Source organism: Neobacillus novalis NBRC 102450 (assembly GCF_001591805.1).
Taxonomy (GTDB): domain Bacteria; phylum Bacillota; class Bacilli; order Bacillales; family Cytobacillaceae; genus Neobacillus; species Neobacillus novalis.
In genome coordinates this window covers 126,734-142,391 of sequence record NZ_BCVP01000005.1, presented here as the reverse complement: position 1 = coordinate 142,391, position 15,658 = coordinate 126,734, and the positions used below count along the sequence as shown (strand labels likewise).

Sequence of the window (15,658 nt, the reverse complement as noted above, 5' to 3'; positions counted from 1 at the left end):
ATAATATGAGATGAAAGGGGGTTCTTTTTTTATGGCAAAAAAATGGGGCCAAAGAGTCCGCAATTGGATGGCTAATAAAATGGATCTTCCTCAGGATGTCATGATGGATCTGCCTCGGATTACGATGATTGGCCAAATCCATGTATATATTGAGAACCACCGTGGCCTGCTGGCCTTCACTGATAAAGAGCTGCGCCTGCTATTAAAGCAAGGCCAATTATTGATAAAGGGAAGTTCTTTTGTGATTAAAACGATTTTACCAGAAGAAATTTTGTTAGAAGGAAAAATTGATCAGGTCATTTATTTAACTGATAATCCGGGAGGAAAAAAATGAAGAACCAGTGGATTGAATTTCTCTATGGCAGAGTGACCGTTAAAGTATCTGGGAAGGGGATTGAGCGTTTCTTAAATGTGCTAATAAGGAATGGTATTCATATTTGGAATGTTAAGCGGCATGGAACGGAGACCATTACCTTTAGAATGAGGCTTCGAGATGCGATGAACATACGTCATTATGCAAGAAAAAGCGAATGCTCCATTACCTTTTTGCGAAGAAGCGGAATCCCTTTTTTAGCCAAAAGATTGTTAAAAAATAGCGGCTTTTTGCTAGGCGCAGGTGTTTTCCTGTTCATCATCTTATTTTTATCAAACGTTATTTGGGGTATTGAAATAAAAGGAGCGAAACCCGCGACAGAATACAAAATTCGTAAAGAGTTGGACAAGATGGGTGTAAAAATTGGCAAGGTTCAATTCTTCGTTAAAAATGTGGAAGGAATTCAGCGGCAATTAACGAATAACATTGGTGATCTTACCTGGGTTGGCGTGGAGTTAAACGGGACAACCTATCATCTTCAAGTGGTTGAAAAAAATGAGCCCAAAAAGCCAGAGCAATTATCACCACAAAATCTTGTCGCGAAAAAGAAGGCCACTATTGTCAACATGTTTGTTGAAACGGGTCAGCCAGTTGTTGAGAGGAATGACCATGTAGAGAAAGGGCAAATACTCGTTTCCGGAGTATATGGACAAGAAGGGAATACCGAGTTAGTTGCAGCTACCGGGAAGGTTTGGGGTGAAACTTGGTACAAAAGTAACGTCAAGCTCCCGTTAATAACGAACTTCAAGGTATATAACGGTAAGGAAAAACAAAAACAATCTCTTTTAGTGGGCAGTTGGGAGATTCCGATTTGGGGTTTTGGGAAGCCGGAGTTTGAAAAATATGAGACGGAAAAGGATGTCCGTAAAATTCACTTTTTAAAGTGGGACTTGCCAATATCCTACGTTCATAGAACAATGCGAGAACGGGAAGAATTTACTCGTGAATATACAAACGAAGAGGCGGAAAAAGAAGCACTTAACATGGCAAAAAAACAAATAAAAAGCGAATTAGATGAAGATGCTATTATCAAAGATGAAAAAATTTTACACAAGTCAACTAAAAATGGTAAAGTTATACTAGATATCCACTTTAAAATAATCGAAAATATAGCAGTCGGACAACCGATATTCAAGGAGACGCCTGAATGACAGAAAAATTAACAACGATAAAAGTACAGCTAGAAAATCCAGCTGAGGCGATTACGCTGCTGGGTAACTCTGATCAAAATTTAAAAATAATTGAACAAGAGCTTGATGTCTCCATCATAACGAGAGGGGAATCTGTTAGCCTATCAGGTGACGAGGAGAAGGTCAGCCTTGCCGGGCAAATTCTTGACAAATTAATGATTGTGATTCGAAAGGGAATTAATATTAGTCAAAGGGACGTCCTCTATGCTGTGCAAATGGCAAATAAAGGAACACTTGATTACTTTGTCAATTTGTATGATGAGGAAATCGGCAAAAATGTCAAAGGCAAAACCATTCGGATTAAAACCCTGGGACAAAGGCAATATGTAATGGCAATTAAGAAGCATGACCTAGTTTTTGGAATTGGGCCAGCGGGAACGGGGAAAACCTATCTCGCAGTGGTTATGGCTGTGGGTGCGCTAAAAAATGGTCTGGTAAATAAAATTATCTTAACAAGGCCGGCTGTTGAAGCGGGAGAAAGTCTTGGATTTTTGCCAGGAGACTTGAAAGAGAAGGTGGATCCTTATTTAAGGCCCCTGTATGACGCTTTAAACGACGTTTTGGGCGTCGAACATACACAGCGGCTAATTGAACGAGGGACGATTGAAATTGCTCCTCTAGCGTATATGAGAGGCCGTACATTAGATGATGCCTTTGTTATTTTAGATGAGGCCCAAAATACTACACACGCCCAAATGAAAATGTTTTTGACGAGACTTGGCTTCGGGTCAAAAATGATTATTACGGGCGACAAAACACAAATTGATTTGCCTAAGGGAGCAAAATCCGGCTTAATCGCAGCGGAAGAGATTTTACAAAATGTAAACGGGCTTTCGTTTATCTTTTTAGAACAAAGCGATGTTGTCCGTCATCCGCTTGTGGGCAAGATTATTGAAGCCTATGAGAAGAAAACAATCTAAATTTATGCAAAAGGGGTAAACCTGTTTACATGGGTTATCCCTTTTTCCATTTCATATCAGAATTTATTTCATTGAACTTCGAGAATTGTCCAGCTCCAGCGCCCTAGCGGCTAGTGTCCTTCGCTCTCCGCCCTACGATAAGTCAACATCGAATCGCTCCGCTCTTCGTGTTTCCTTTATCTCAGTTGGAGCGCTCCAGGCCATACGCCGCTGACCAGGGCGCTTGCGCTTTTCTAATAAAATAATCAATCTGCTTCGTTTAGTGGGTGAAACTTGATAGAAAAACTGTTATCATTTTACATAAAGCATACTTTCAGCAATAATATGTTTAATATTCGCTATAAAGTCGGGCCGCGCTTGGGGGGATTTAGTTGGAAAAACTGCATAAACACTTCATACGGATACGAAAGCTGCTCGATATTACCTTTTTTCGAATCCTATTTTTTATTGTATTAGGGGCTGTCCTTTTTACTGCGATGTATAGTCAAGTAAAGCCAGAAAAACTTGATTTAGGCTTGTTTTCAGTTGCTGATCAGACAATCCGTTCCCCGGGGACTGTGGAGGATAAAAAGAGTACGGAGAAAAAACGAAAAGAGGCACGCGACCAAGTCCCGCCTGTTTATACCTTAAAAAATGAATACACGCAAAACCGTGTTGATTTAATTACTTCGATTTTCTCCGCAGCAGCAGAGGTCAATGATGAAATAAAAGATGAAATAAAGAAGCAGGAAGAGCTGGCTACTGTGGAAAAACCGGCAAAAGAGGAGCCGAATGTATCGGAAAAAGTGACAAGGCTTAAAGCAAAATTGACATCGGGTGTTTCAAAGGATCTCCCCGGGCAAGTGTTCTCAAGCTTAGTCCAAGCTAGTAACGATGAGTTGTCCATCGCAAAGGACTCGACCGTAACAGCCATCAACAATGTGATGACGAAAAGAATACCTGGAGATGAAGTAGAAAATGCCAAAAAGAGAGTCGAGGAAGAATTAAAATACTCACCATTAAATGATGGTTTAAGAACCGCTGCAATTGAACTGGGCAGGTATGCAGTAATTCAAAATGAATTTTATGACCCGGCTGCCACAGAGGATTTGCGACTGCAGGCGGCTGAAAACGTAGAACATGTAAAGATTCTTCAGGGGCAAATAATAGTGGAAGAAGGAAAATTAATTAATCAGGATATTTATCAGCAGTTAAAGCTGGTAGGTCTTCTCAATACTGAAAAATCATTTAAACCATTCATTGGGTTAGTTGTCTTAATTATTATTATTCTTTCGGCTGTCTATTATTATTTTTATCAAATGAAATCTCTTCCCGAGCAGCGGCAAACGTTTTTATTATTGTATGGAATTATTTTTATCCTTTCCATTTTAATTATGAAACTGGTCAGCCTGCTGCAAATATTTAATTATACGGGAATTGGCTATTTATTCCCTGCTGCGATGGGGGGCATGCTAATCAAGATATTAATTGATGAAAAGCTGGCCATCCTCACGGCGATTATTATGGCGGTTTGCGGTAGTGTTCTTTTCAATGAAGGGGTAACAGGAACCCTAAACTTTTCAGAAGGTATATATATCCTTTTCAGCGCTTTAGCGGGTATCCTGTTTTTGAGTGGGCAAAATCATCGCTCGAAAATATTGCAAGCAGGTTCCATTGCGTCATTAGTTAATCTTTTGACGATAGTGGCGTTAATGTTTCTGCCAAACGGTCAGTTCTCAGGAATCGAATATGGGTATTATCTTATAACAGCCCTTGTGTCTGGCATTGGCTCCGCAGTGTTAACCATAGGCTTACTGCCTTTTTTAGAGGCTAGTTTTGGGATTCTTTCGACGATGAGGCTGATAGAGCTTTCTAATCCGAATCACCCGCTGCTTAGAAAAATTTTAATGGAGTCACCCGGTACCTATCATCATAGTGTAATGGTCGCTAATTTAGCAGAATCTGCGTGTGAGGCAATTGGGGCAAATGGTCTTTTGGCAAGGGTTGGCAGCTATTATCACGACATTGGTAAAACAAAAAGGCCGAACTTTTTTATTGAAAATCAAATGCACCATGATAATCCTCATGATCGCTTGCCGCCAGACAAGAGTTCTCATATCATCATTGCGCATGTAACAGACGGCTCTGCTATCTTGAAGAAATACCATATGCCTAAAGAAATTATTGATATTGCTGAACAACATCATGGGACAACATTATTGAAATTTTTCTACCACAAGGCGCTCCAAAGCGATGCAGAAACAAAGGAAAGCGATTTTCGCTATCCGGGACCAAAGGCACAGACTAAAGAGTCTGCTGTTGTTGGCATTGCAGACAGCGTGGAGGCTGCTGTCCGGTCTTTATCGCAGCCCACGCCCGAATTAATTGAATCGCTTGTCAATAAAATTGTCGCTGACCGGCTCCAGGATGGTCAATTAAATGAATGTGATATCACAATCAAGGAAATTGAAACCGTCGCCCATACGTTATGTGAAACATTAAAGGGGATTTTTCACTCGCGGATTGAATATCCAGAAATGACAAAAAAGAAGGTGAAGCAAGCATGACATTACTAATTGATTGTATCGACGAAACCAATGAACTTACAGACGAACAAATGCTTGAAATCGGAAGAGTATTAAATTTTGCAGCAAATAAACAAAATGTGGAAATTCATAGCGAAGTTTCAGTCACATTTGTTTCCAATGAGAGAATTCAAGAGATTAACCGGGAATATCGTAAGAAAGATACTCCAACCGATGTTATTTCTTTTGCAATGGAAGAGCTGGGCGAAGGAGAAATTGAAATAACTGGCAGCGAGATACCTCGTGTCCTAGGGGACATTATTATCTCAGTTCCAAAAACAAAAGAGCAGGCAAAGGAGTATGGGCATTCTTTTTTACGGGAGCTCGGGTTCCTCGCGGTTCATGGTTTCCTGCATCTTTTAGGCTATGACCACATGAGCGAGGATGAAGAAAAAGAAATGTTTACTCTGCAAAAGGAAATATTAAACGAGTATGGACTCACAAGATAAACGAAATCCGATCCCTTTCATTAGCTCTTTGTCATATGCCATATCGGGGGTTAATACAGCTCTTAGAGCAGAAAGAAATATGCGGATTCATTTCATCAGTTCCATCATTGTTTTACTCGTTTCGTTTTATTTTTCGATTACTAAAATAGAATGGTTATTTATCCTTCTTGCTATTGGCGGCATGTTTGCCTTAGAGCTGGTAAATACCGCTATCGAGCGTGTGGTTGATCTAGTGACAGAAGAATATCATCCGCTTGCAAAACAAGCGAAGGATTTGGCTGCTGGGGCTGTCTTAGTTTATGCTTTCCTCTCGGTTGCAATGGGGATGATCATTTTTTCCCCTTACGTTCTAAATTTATTTTAGCAACGATTTGAAAAGGGATGGGGAATTCGGTAAAATGACATATCGGCTTAAAATTTTAGGATAAGCTGACTTATGAGAAAATTCTAACTTTTTAAAATTTTTTATTACTTTTTTGTTGCAAGTAATGATTTTCTCTCATTTTTAATGTAAAATAAAGGAACAGCAGATTTCTGCTGGAAGGGAAGAAGAATCGTGAACATCGAACAATTAATTGAAGAAGCAAAAAAAGCAAGAGAAAAAGCGTATGTGCCTTATTCGAAATTTGGAGTAGGGGCAGCCTTGTTAACAACGGATGGAAAAGTATATCATGGCTGTAATATAGAAAATGCAGCTTATAGTATGTGCAACTGTGGAGAACGTTCAGCCCTTTTTAGTGCCTATTCACATGGCGATCGGGATTTTGCTCTACTTGCCGTTGTAGCAGATACAGAACGACCATGTTCTCCTTGCGGTGCCTGCCGGCAAGTAATTTCTGAATTGTGCCCTAAGGATATGAAGGTGGTTTTAACTAACCTAAAAGGGGATATTCAAGAAATTACTGTAGAAGATCTATTGCCGGGTGCCTTTTCGCCGGAGGATTTACATGCAGAATAATGGGAATGAAAACGGATACAGGTCTGGATTTATTTCGATTATTGGCCGGCCAAATGTAGGGAAATCAACGTTCCTTAATCGAGTGATTGGCCAGAAAATTGCCATTATGAGTGATAAACCGCAAACGACTCGTAACAAAATTCAGGGTGTGTTAACAGTTAATGATGCGCAAATGATTTTTATCGATACACCAGGTATCCACAAACCAAAACATAAATTAGGCGACTTTATGATGAAGGTTGCACAAAATACACTAAAAGAAGTTGATTTGATTCTATTTATGGTAAATGCTGAAGAGGGATTTGGCCGTGGCGAAGAATTCATTCTCGAAAAATTCCAAACTGTAAACACACCAATATTCCTTGTGATTAATAAAATTGATCAAATCCACCCGGATGAATTATTGCCAATTATTCAGTCTTATAAAGACAAATATGCCTTTAAAGAAATTGTGCCCATTTCTGCACTTGAAGGAAATAATGTGGAGCGGCTGTTAGACCAAATTAAGTCCTTCTTACCCGAGGGTCCACAATATTATCCTGCTGACCAGGTTACCGATCACCCTGAACGGTTTATCATTACTGAACTGATAAGGGAAAAGGCACTGCACTTAACGAGGGAAGAAATTCCCCATTCTTTGGCTGTAGTTCTTGACAAAATGGAGCAGCAAAAGGGTAAAGATATCATTCATGTCATGGCCACTGTAATCGTGGAAAGAGATTCACAAAAAGGGATTATTATTGGAAAACAAGGAAGTATGCTGAAAGAAATCGGAAAGCGGGCCCGTGTAGATATTGAAAATCTCCTAGGGTCAAAGGTATTTTTAGAGCTTTGGGTGAAGGTTCAAAAGGATTGGCGCAATAAGATGTCCCAGCTTCGCGATTACGGCTTCAACGAAAATGAATACTAATGAATCACCCTAATTAAAATATTATCTTACCTACAAGATTATGCATGGACAACATTAACAATATTTTCGTCTTATGATTTTTGCGCTGGCAGGCTATGATAATTGTAAGGTTTGGGACCCGAATAAGGCTAGTCTAAATAATGAAAGGTGGGGTTTTCGTTGATGGATTTTACGTGGAAAGTATTCCTTCAGACAGGTAATATTGACACATATCTTCTCTTTAAAGAGCTTGAGAAGGAAAACCAAGAAATACCCGGAAATCTGAATGAAGAGCTAGCACAAATCGATTTTCCCGTTTCATAAGCAAGTCTTTCGCGCTCCTTAAGAAGGTGGCTTTTAATGCTTCAGAAGTGTGAAGGCATCGTGATTAGAACGACAGATTATGGTGAGACCAATAAAATTGTAACCATATATACAAGGGAATGGGGAAAGATTGGTGCGATGGTGCGAGGAGCTAAAAAGCCAAACAGCCGCCTTTCCTCCATTTCCCAGCTGTTTACACATGGGTATTTTCTCATTTCTAGAGGGTCTGGTTTAGGAAGCTTACAGCAGGGAGAAACCATTACCTCATGGCGTTCAATCGGTGAGGATATTTTCTTAACTGCCTATGCCAGTTATATTGTTGAATTAACGGATAAATGTACAGAAGATAAAAAACCAAACCCGTTTCATTTTGAATTGCTTTATCAAACATTGAATTACATGAATGAAGGCTATGATCCGGAAATTCTGATGAATATTTATGAGATGAAAATGTTAAATGTCATCGGGATGTACCCCATCTTAAATCAATGTTCCGTTTGCGGCAGTACAGACGGACATTTTTCTTTTTCGATTCGTGAAGGTGGGCTTATCTGCCACCGCTGTTTAGATAAGGATCCGTATCATTTTAAGTTATCGCCAGCTGCAGTTAAATTATTACGGCTATTTTATTATTTTGATCTTTCAAGGTTAGGTAATATTTCTGTTAAAGAAGAAACGAAGGCTGAACTGAAAAATGTGATTACTGCTTACTATGAAGAGTATTCCGGCTTACATCTCAAAACAAAGAAATTCCTTAATTCCATGGATCAATTTCGCAATCTTTTTTAAACGCCTTGTTGACAATGTTTGGAGTATTGGTTAAAATTTTGGTTAATAAAATAATTGCTGTGACGGAAAAGAGTACTTAGTCATCTCTATAAAAGCGAACCTAGGACGGTGTGAGCTAGGGTATAGGGCACTAACGAAGGCGTTCTTGAGCAATCAAGTGTTGTTAAACACAATTTAAAGAGGCTGCTCTCATGGCAGCAAATAGGGTGGAACCGCGGGTAACTCTCGTCCCTATGCTTAATAAAGCATAGAGACGGGAGTTTTTTATTTCTCTAAAAAGAAGGAGCGAAAAGCAATGAAAGTAACGATGGAGCAAATTGTTTCACATGCTAAACACAGAGGATTTATTTTTCCAGGTTCGGAAATTTACGGCGGCCTTGCAAATACTTGGGATTACGGCCCGTTAGGCGTTGAATTTAAAAACAATATTAAACAGGCATGGTGGAGAAAGTTCGTTCAAGAGTCTCCTTATAATGTCGGCTTGGACGCCAGTATCCTGATGAACCCGCGAACTTGGGAAGCCTCTGGCCATATTGGCAACTTTAACGACCCGATGATGGATTGTAAGAATTGTAAAGCCCGTCACCGTGCCGATAAATTAATTGAAAATGCGCTTGATGAAAAAGGCATTGAAATGGTGGTTGACGGATTGCCGTTTGAAAAAATGGAAGAGCTGGTTAAAGAGCACAATATCGCCTGTCCGGATTGTGGCAGCTATGATTTTACGGGTATTCGTCAGTTCAATTTAATGTTTAAAACCTTCCAAGGGGTAACAGAATCAAGCACGAATGAAATCTTTCTTCGCCCGGAAACAGCTCAGGGTATTTTCGTTAACTTTAAAAATGTACAGCGGACGATGAGAAAGAAACTGCCATTTGGTATTGCTCAAATTGGAAAAAGCTTCCGCAATGAAATTACCCCTGGTAACTTTACCTTCCGGACAAGAGAATTCGAACAAATGGAACTTGAATTTTTCTGTAAGCCAGGTGAAGAGCTTAAATGGTTCGATTATTGGAAGCAATTTGCGAAAGACTGGTTACTATCATTAGGCCTTACGGAGGAAAATTTACGCCTGCGCGACCATTCAGAAGATGAACTTTCTCACTACAGTAATGCGACAACTGATTTTGAATTTAAGTTTCCGTTTGGCTGGGGTGAATTATGGGGTGTTGCTTCGAGAACGGATTATGATTTGAAGCAGCATATGGAATACTCTAATGAGGACTTCCACTATTTAGACCCTGAGACGAATGAAAAGTATGTTCCATTTTGTATAGAACCATCACTGGGTGCTGACAGGGTAACACTTGCATTCTTGATAGATGCGTATGACGAAGAACAGCTGGAAGATGGTACGTCAAGAACGGTTATGCACTTCCATCCTGCCATTGCTCCATTTAAGGCGGCAGTACTTCCATTATCGAAGAAGCTGTCTGAAGAGGCAAGAGAGGTTTTCGCTGCCTTAGCTAAACATTTTTCAGTTGATTACGATGAAGCGGGTTCCATTGGTAAACGGTATCGCCGTCATGATGAAATCGGTACACCATACTGTATTACCTATGACTTTGATTCCAAAGAAGACAACATGGTTACTGTTCGCGACCGCGATACAATGGAGCAAAAGCGAATCCCGATTACTGAACTAGTTAGCTTTTTACAAGAAAAAATGTCATTTTAAAAGAAACCCGCCATCCGGCGGGTTTTCTTTTAAAATGAAGGCTATATAGGTTATAATAATTCTATTATAGTATGACTTTATTAGGTCTTCAGAATAATTTAAATGCAAATATCGGTATTTTAAGGTGGTGAGAACAATCGAACTGACTAAACGCCAAGAGCATATATTGGACATTGTAAAGGAAAATGGGCCGATTACTGGAGAGCAAATTGCTGATCAACTAGGTTTGACAAGAGCGACATTAAGACCGGATCTTGCCATTTTAACGATGGCAGGTTTTCTAGATGCAAGGCCGCGTGTCGGCTATTTTTATACGGGTAAGTCTGGGGTTCAGCTGTTAACAGAAAACCTGCAAAAAATTTATGTAAAGGATTATCAATCCATTCCCGTTGTAGTTAATGAAAATGTTTCTGTATATGATGCTATTTGTACCATGTTCCTTGAAGATGTAGGAACATTGTTTGTAGTCGATCAAAACACAATTTTAGTTGGTGTATTGTCCAGAAAGGATCTCCTTCGGGCAAGTATCGGGAAACAGGAGCTTACAACGATTCCAGTCAATATCATTATGACAAGGATGCCAAATATAGCCATGTGTGAACGAGAAGATTTATTAATTGATATCGCTAAAAAATTGATTGAAAAGCAAATAGATGCCTTGCCGGTAGTTAAGAAATCAGACAAAGGTTTCGAGGTAATTGGCAGAGTAACGAAAACAAACATCACAAAAGCGTTTGTGTCGTTAGGCGATGAATAAACTAGGATATGAGGAGTTGTTGAGGGAGAATGAGTTTACCAATCATTTATGTTGTCTCTGATTCAGTCGGTGAGACAGCTGAATTAGTTACAAAAGCTGCCGTCAGCCAGTTCAATGGCGCAGGGATGAAGTTAAAAACGTTTCCATATGTAGAAGACAATGAACATATTGATGAGGTATTATCGCTAGTGTCACTGGATAAAGGGATGATTGCCTTTACACTAGTTAAACCTGAAATGCGTACATATATGAAGGAGAGAGCAAAAAAGGAAGGGATACTAGCCGTTGACTTAATCGGTCCAATCATAGATCAGATTCAAGTTTTCAGCGGGAAGGCGCCTTTATGTGAACCAGGCCTTGTCAGGAAACTTGATGAGGAATATTTCAAAAAAGTGGAAGCAATCGAATTTGCAGTCAAATATGATGATGGCCGTGACCCAAGAGGTATATTAAAAGCAGACATTGTTTTGATTGGGGTCTCAAGAACCTCGAAAACGCCATTATCACAGTATTTGGCACATAAGCGCTTAAAGGTAGCGAATGTCCCGCTAGTCCCAGAGGTCGACCCGCCCGAAGAACTTTATAAAGTTCCCATTGAAAAATGCTTTGGTCTCAAAATAAGCCCCGAAAAACTAAACAATATTAGACGGGAACGCTTATTATCTTTAGGTTTAAATGATCAGGCGAGTTACGCGAAAATCGAGCGGATTAAAGAAGAATTAGCCTTTTTCGAAAATGTTGTGAAAAAAATTAATTGCCCAGTTATTGATGTTACAAATAAAGCAGTGGAAGAAACGGCAAATGTCATTCTAAATTATATTCAAAAAGGCAGACCTTAACACATAATCATTCGATTATGTGTTTTTCAATGAAAAAGAAAAAAGAATAATATTGAAAAAAGTTATGGCAAAATGATAATTAATATACTATAATAAAAAATTGTGATAAAAATGTATCTTTTTAGGTTTAGAGTTGGATGTGAACGAATAAACTATTTATTGTTAGATGTCAAGGCAGGGACCCCTTAAAAGTCCCAAAAAAATTCGACATAAATCCTTTTATAAAAGTTAACTCATTAAGAAGGAATATGCGGAGTGATGTAGAATTAATACTTAAGTAAAAAACATTCCGACGATTTTTGTCGAAGTTGCTTCTCATTTTTCCTTGTAGTGCTGTTTGCTGTTTCCTGCGATCACATATGAAAGACAAGAATACATATGCAGCCTGGAAATATGTTGATTCAGGAAAGTTGCCTCAGACCGATTCATCAAGAACCATTAGGGTAAAGGAGATATTACGACATACATGGAGGACCTGGGGCGGATTCAGGACAGAATTAAAAAAAATTGTCGAAATTTGCAGGGATTTAATTAGTTTCTGCCGAATACCTGTAGTATAAATGGAGTTGTTTTCATGGCAGACCGTATTGCCGAAGAAAAAATCGATCGAATTCGTCAGACTGTTGATATTGTCGAGATAATCAGTGACTATGTTCAACTGAAAAAACAGGGGCGAAATTACTTCGGATTATGTCCTTTCCATGGAGAAAGCACCCCATCTTTTTCAGTATCACCCGACAAACAAATTTTCCACTGCTTTGGCTGCGGAGCTGGGGGAAATGTTTTTTCTTTTTTAATGGAGCTAGAAGGAATCTCCTTTCAAGAAGCAGCCATTAAGCTGGCAGCGAAGGTAAATATTGACCTGGAGATTAATTTGTCATCGTCGCTTGGTGAGAAAAAAGTTTCCAAAGAATTTCAAGCCATGCATGATGCGCATGAATTGTTAGGGAAATTCTACCATCACTTACTGGTAAATACAAAAGAAGGCCAGCATGCTTTAGAGTATTTGCTGGAGAGAGGCTTTACCCGCGAGTCAATCGATAAGTTTCAAATTGGCTATTCGTTAAATTCATGGGATTTTGTGTATAAATTCCTTTCTAAAAGGGATTTTTCACCTGAATGGATGGAGCATGCCGGCTTGATTATTAAGCGCGAGAGGGACGGGACCTATTTTGATCGCTTCAGGGATCGAATTATGTTTCCGATACATGACCGAAATGGCAAAACGATTGCTTTTTCAGGGAGATCACTAGGGCTTGATGAGCCAAAATATTTAAATAGTCCCGAAACAGCAATCTTTAATAAAAGCAAAATTTTATATAATTATCATTTAGCTAAACCAAGCATAAAAAAAATGCAGCATGCTGTTTTATTTGAAGGCTTTGCCGACTGCATCGCCGCGGACCGCTCTGGAGTGGAGAATGGTATTGCCACAATGGGGACATCCTTGACAGATGATCATATAGCCCTTTTACGTCAAAGCGTCCAATCGGTAACCATTTGCTATGATTCTGATAAAGCGGGAATTGAAGCCGCGTTCCGTGCCGGTAATCACTTAAACAATGCGGGTTTTCAAATCAAGGTTGCCATGATGGCTGATGGACTGGATCCTGATGATTATATTAAAAAAAATGGCCCTGAAAAATTCCGCAATGGGGTGATAGGTGCAAGTTTAACTTGGATGGCCTTTAAATTTCTTTACTTTCGAAGAGGGAAAAATCTTCAGATTGAAGGAGATCGGCTTGCTTATATCGAAGTCATAATCAAAGAAATCAGCAAATTAGATAAAGCGGTTGAAAGAGATCATTACTTAAGGCAGCTTGCAGCAGAATTTTCGCTATCGCTGGATGCTTTAAAACAGCAGCTTGCAGCAGAACTTTCGCTTTCGCAGGATGCCTTAAAACAGCAGCAGAAGCAGATATTCTTTGCTGAAAAAAGGAGAACAACTGGGAAAAACGAACCACTTAATAAACCTCTCGTCATTGCAAAACAAGCAAACGCATTAAAGCCTAAACATTATACAGCAGAAAGGCGTTTAATTGCCCATATGCTGAAAAACCGCGATGTGGCTTATAAGGTTCAGGATTTACTTGCGGGTCAGACGTTCAATATTGATGAACATCAGGCGATAATAACCTATCTGTTAGGATTTTATGAGGAACACCAAGAACCTGACACTAGTGCGTTTTTAACCTATATTCAAGATGGAAATCTTAGAAGAATGGTTGCAAACATTGAAATGATGCCGATTAATGACGAGTTAAGCAATCAAGAATTAACTGATTATATCAAACAGGTGTTGAATTATCCAAAGTTGTTAAAGATAAAAGAAAAAGAAGTGGAACTAAAAGAAGCAGAGCGGCAAGGTGAATTTACTAGAGCTGCTAAAATTGGAAATGAAATCAATCAATTGCGTAAATCGCTATAGATTATATTGGAATTGTCTTTGATTTTGGAAGGAGGGGCCCCAAATGGCTGCTGAAAAATCAGCTCGTTCAAAAGAAGTTGAGAATGAATTAACTTTTGAACAAGTGAAAGACCTGTTAACGGCACTGGGTAAAAAAACCGGCGTCCTTGCCTACGATGATATTGCTGAAAAGATGGCAAACTTTGAGTTGGAATCTGAGCAAATGGATGAATTCTTAGAATTTTTAGGTGATCAGGGGATTGAATTGGTCGGAGAAAGTGACGAGGAAGATCCAGATGTTAAAAAGTTAGCAAAAGAAGATGACGAATTTGATTTAAACGATCTTAGTGTACCGCCAGGCGTAAAGATAAACGACCCCGTTCGTATGTACTTGAAAGAAATTGGCCGGGTAGATTTGCTGTCTGCTGAAGATGAAATCAAGCTGGCTAATCGCATTGAAGAAGGCGACGAGGAAGCAAAACGCCGTCTTGCTGAAGCAAACCTGCGACTTGTTGTAAGTATAGCGAAACGCTATGTTGGCCGGGGAATGCTATTTCTGGATTTAATTCAAGAAGGAAATATGGGACTCATTAAAGCTGTCGAGAAATTTGATTATCGTAAAGGCTTTAAGTTTAGTACTTATGCAACGTGGTGGATCCGCCAGGCGATTACCCGTGCAATTGCAGACCAAGCAAGGACCATTCGTATTCCTGTGCATATGGTTGAGACCATTAATAAATTGATTCGCGTTCAGCGTCAATTGCTTCAGGATCTTGGTCGTGAACCAACACCTGAAGAAATCGGTGAAGATATGGATTTAACACCTGATAAGGTAAGGGAAATCCTCAAAATTGCCCAAGAGCCAGTCTCGCTTGAAACACCGATTGGTGAAGAAGATGATTCACACCTTGGCGATTTTATTGAAGATCAGGATGCAACATCACCTTCTGAACATGCTGCTTATGAATTATTAAAAGAGCAGCTTGAAGATGTCCTTGATACGTTAACAGACAGGGAAGAAAACGTACTTCGCCTCCGTTTTGGATTGGATGATGGCCGGACTCGTACCCTTGAAGAGGTAGGAAAAGTTTTCGGTGTAACCCGTGAGCGTATCCGCCAAATTGAAGCGAAGGCATTAAGGAAATTGCGTCACCCAAGCCGGAGCAAACGACTTAAAGACTTTTTGGAATAGAAACCTCGAGATAAAATAGTTTACTCCTTTATTGGGGTGAACTATTTTTTTTGCCAAAACTTATTAGGTAAAGCAAAGCGTACGCTTTCTGTTATTTTACTGAATTGTCTTTCACTTTGCAAATAGACAAAGGGAAATCTTTTTAATTTTTAGTGGTTTTTATTTTTGCGAAAAAGAATTAAATGGCATTCATTTTCTACAAGTTGTAATAGTCTTCATTAATTTCCTCTTATTTCTTGAAGGGTTCAATTGTTTTTATTATATTCGCATAATATTATATTTTTAAAAATTTTTAAATGTTGAGAAATCCGGATAAATACTCTTATAAT

Annotated in this window: 15 protein-coding genes and 1 other annotated feature; all 15 genes read left to right on the top strand. The window is 39.2% G+C overall.

Annotation, left to right across the window (positions count from 1 at the left end):
* The first annotated feature begins 31 nt into the window (after positions 1 to 31).
* The 15 genes from yqfC (at position 32) to rpoD (ending at position 15,329) form a co-directional block, all read left to right on the top strand.
* On the top strand, positions 32 to 334 hold the full coding sequence (gene yqfC, locus BANVL01_RS04085) for a sporulation protein YqfC (RefSeq protein ID WP_066090206.1): 303 nt from the start codon (positions 32 to 34) through the stop codon (positions 332 to 334).
* Positions 331 to 1,524 (top strand): sporulation protein YqfD, encoded by a 1,194-nt coding sequence (gene yqfD, locus BANVL01_RS04080; RefSeq protein WP_066090204.1) that lies wholly within the window; start codon positions 331 to 333, stop codon positions 1,522 to 1,524. Before yqfC ends, yqfD begins: the two co-directional genes overlap by 4 nt.
* On the top strand, positions 1,521 to 2,483 hold the full coding sequence (locus BANVL01_RS04075) for a PhoH family protein (protein WP_066090201.1): 963 nt from the start codon (positions 1,521 to 1,523) through the stop codon (positions 2,481 to 2,483). The genes yqfD and BANVL01_RS04075 overlap by 4 nt, the downstream gene beginning before the upstream one ends.
* Positions 2,484 to 2,854: 371 nt before the next feature.
* A complete protein-coding gene (locus BANVL01_RS04070) occupies positions 2,855 to 5,029 on the top strand; it encodes an HD family phosphohydrolase (RefSeq protein WP_066090198.1) in 2,175 nt (724 codons plus the stop codon).
* Positions 5,026 to 5,496 carry an rRNA maturation RNase YbeY gene (ybeY, locus tag BANVL01_RS04065; RefSeq protein WP_066090195.1) on the top strand — a complete coding sequence of 157 codons (471 nt, stop codon included), beginning with the start codon at positions 5,026 to 5,028 and terminating at the stop codon, positions 5,494 to 5,496. Before BANVL01_RS04070 ends, ybeY begins: the two co-directional genes overlap by 4 nt.
* Entirely contained in the window at positions 5,480 to 5,860 is a 381-nt protein-coding gene (locus BANVL01_RS04060; protein WP_066090192.1) for a diacylglycerol kinase family protein, read from the top strand. Before ybeY ends, BANVL01_RS04060 begins: the two co-directional genes overlap by 17 nt.
* A gap of 192 nt (positions 5,861 to 6,052) precedes the next feature.
* Positions 6,053 to 6,454, top strand: coding sequence for a cytidine deaminase (locus BANVL01_RS04055; protein ID WP_066090189.1), 402 nt, complete (start codon positions 6,053 to 6,055; stop codon positions 6,452 to 6,454).
* On the top strand, positions 6,444 to 7,364 hold the full coding sequence (gene era / locus BANVL01_RS04050; protein WP_066090186.1) for a GTPase Era: 921 nt from the start codon (positions 6,444 to 6,446) through the stop codon (positions 7,362 to 7,364). The genes BANVL01_RS04055 and era overlap by 11 nt, the downstream gene beginning before the upstream one ends.
* A 159-nt stretch (positions 7,365 to 7,523) precedes the next feature.
* Complete coding sequence (locus BANVL01_RS26520) at positions 7,524 to 7,667, top strand: YqzL family protein (RefSeq protein WP_024030127.1); 144 nt, start codon at positions 7,524 to 7,526, stop codon at positions 7,665 to 7,667.
* Between the two features lie 36 nt (positions 7,668 to 7,703).
* Entirely contained in the window at positions 7,704 to 8,456 is a 753-nt protein-coding gene (recO, locus tag BANVL01_RS04045; protein ID WP_066090183.1) for a DNA repair protein RecO, read from the top strand.
* Between the two features lie 50 nt (positions 8,457 to 8,506).
* Positions 8,507 to 8,692 (top strand) — a binding site (T-box leader).
* Between the two features lie 59 nt (positions 8,693 to 8,751).
* Entirely contained in the window at positions 8,752 to 10,134 is a 1,383-nt protein-coding gene (locus tag BANVL01_RS04040) for a glycine--tRNA ligase (protein ID WP_066090180.1), read from the top strand.
* Positions 10,135 to 10,258: 124 nt separating this feature from the next.
* Positions 10,259 to 10,891: a transcriptional regulator CcpN gene (gene ccpN / locus BANVL01_RS04035; RefSeq protein ID WP_066090177.1), complete on the top strand. Its 633-nt coding sequence runs from the start codon at positions 10,259 to 10,261 to the stop codon at positions 10,889 to 10,891.
* Positions 10,892 to 10,920: 29 nt separating this feature from the next.
* A complete protein-coding gene (locus BANVL01_RS04030; RefSeq protein WP_066090174.1) occupies positions 10,921 to 11,730 on the top strand; it encodes a pyruvate, water dikinase regulatory protein in 810 nt (269 codons plus the stop codon).
* Positions 11,731 to 12,304: 574 nt separating this feature from the next.
* Positions 12,305 to 14,158, top strand: coding sequence for a DNA primase (gene dnaG, locus BANVL01_RS04025; RefSeq protein ID WP_066090168.1), 1,854 nt, complete (start codon positions 12,305 to 12,307; stop codon positions 14,156 to 14,158).
* Positions 14,159 to 14,201: 43 nt separating this feature from the next.
* A complete protein-coding gene (gene rpoD / locus BANVL01_RS04020) occupies positions 14,202 to 15,329 on the top strand; it encodes an RNA polymerase sigma factor RpoD (protein ID WP_066090164.1) in 1,128 nt (375 codons plus the stop codon).
* Positions 15,330 to 15,658: the final 329 nt, after the last annotated feature.

Coding starts and splice junctions, on each gene's coding strand:
- recO (WP_066090183.1), top strand. CDS start 7,704: ATGCTTCAGAAGTGTGAAGGCATCGTGATTAGAACGACAGATTATGGT.
- BANVL01_RS04075 (WP_066090201.1), top strand. CDS start 1,521: ATGACAGAAAAATTAACAACGATAAAAGTACAGCTAGAAAATCCAGCT.
- BANVL01_RS04040 (WP_066090180.1), top strand. CDS start 8,752: ATGAAAGTAACGATGGAGCAAATTGTTTCACATGCTAAACACAGAGGA.
- era (WP_066090186.1), top strand. CDS start 6,444: ATGCAGAATAATGGGAATGAAAACGGATACAGGTCTGGATTTATTTCG.
- dnaG (WP_066090168.1), top strand. CDS start 12,305: ATGGCAGACCGTATTGCCGAAGAAAAAATCGATCGAATTCGTCAGACT.
- BANVL01_RS04060 (WP_066090192.1), top strand. CDS start 5,480: ATGGACTCACAAGATAAACGAAATCCGATCCCTTTCATTAGCTCTTTG.
- yqfC (WP_066090206.1), top strand. CDS start 32: ATGGCAAAAAAATGGGGCCAAAGAGTCCGCAATTGGATGGCTAATAAA.
- BANVL01_RS04030 (WP_066090174.1), top strand. CDS start 10,921: ATGAGTTTACCAATCATTTATGTTGTCTCTGATTCAGTCGGTGAGACA.
- rpoD (WP_066090164.1), top strand. CDS start 14,202: ATGGCTGCTGAAAAATCAGCTCGTTCAAAAGAAGTTGAGAATGAATTA.
- yqfD (WP_066090204.1), top strand. CDS start 331: ATGAAGAACCAGTGGATTGAATTTCTCTATGGCAGAGTGACCGTTAAA.
- ybeY (WP_066090195.1), top strand. CDS start 5,026: ATGACATTACTAATTGATTGTATCGACGAAACCAATGAACTTACAGAC.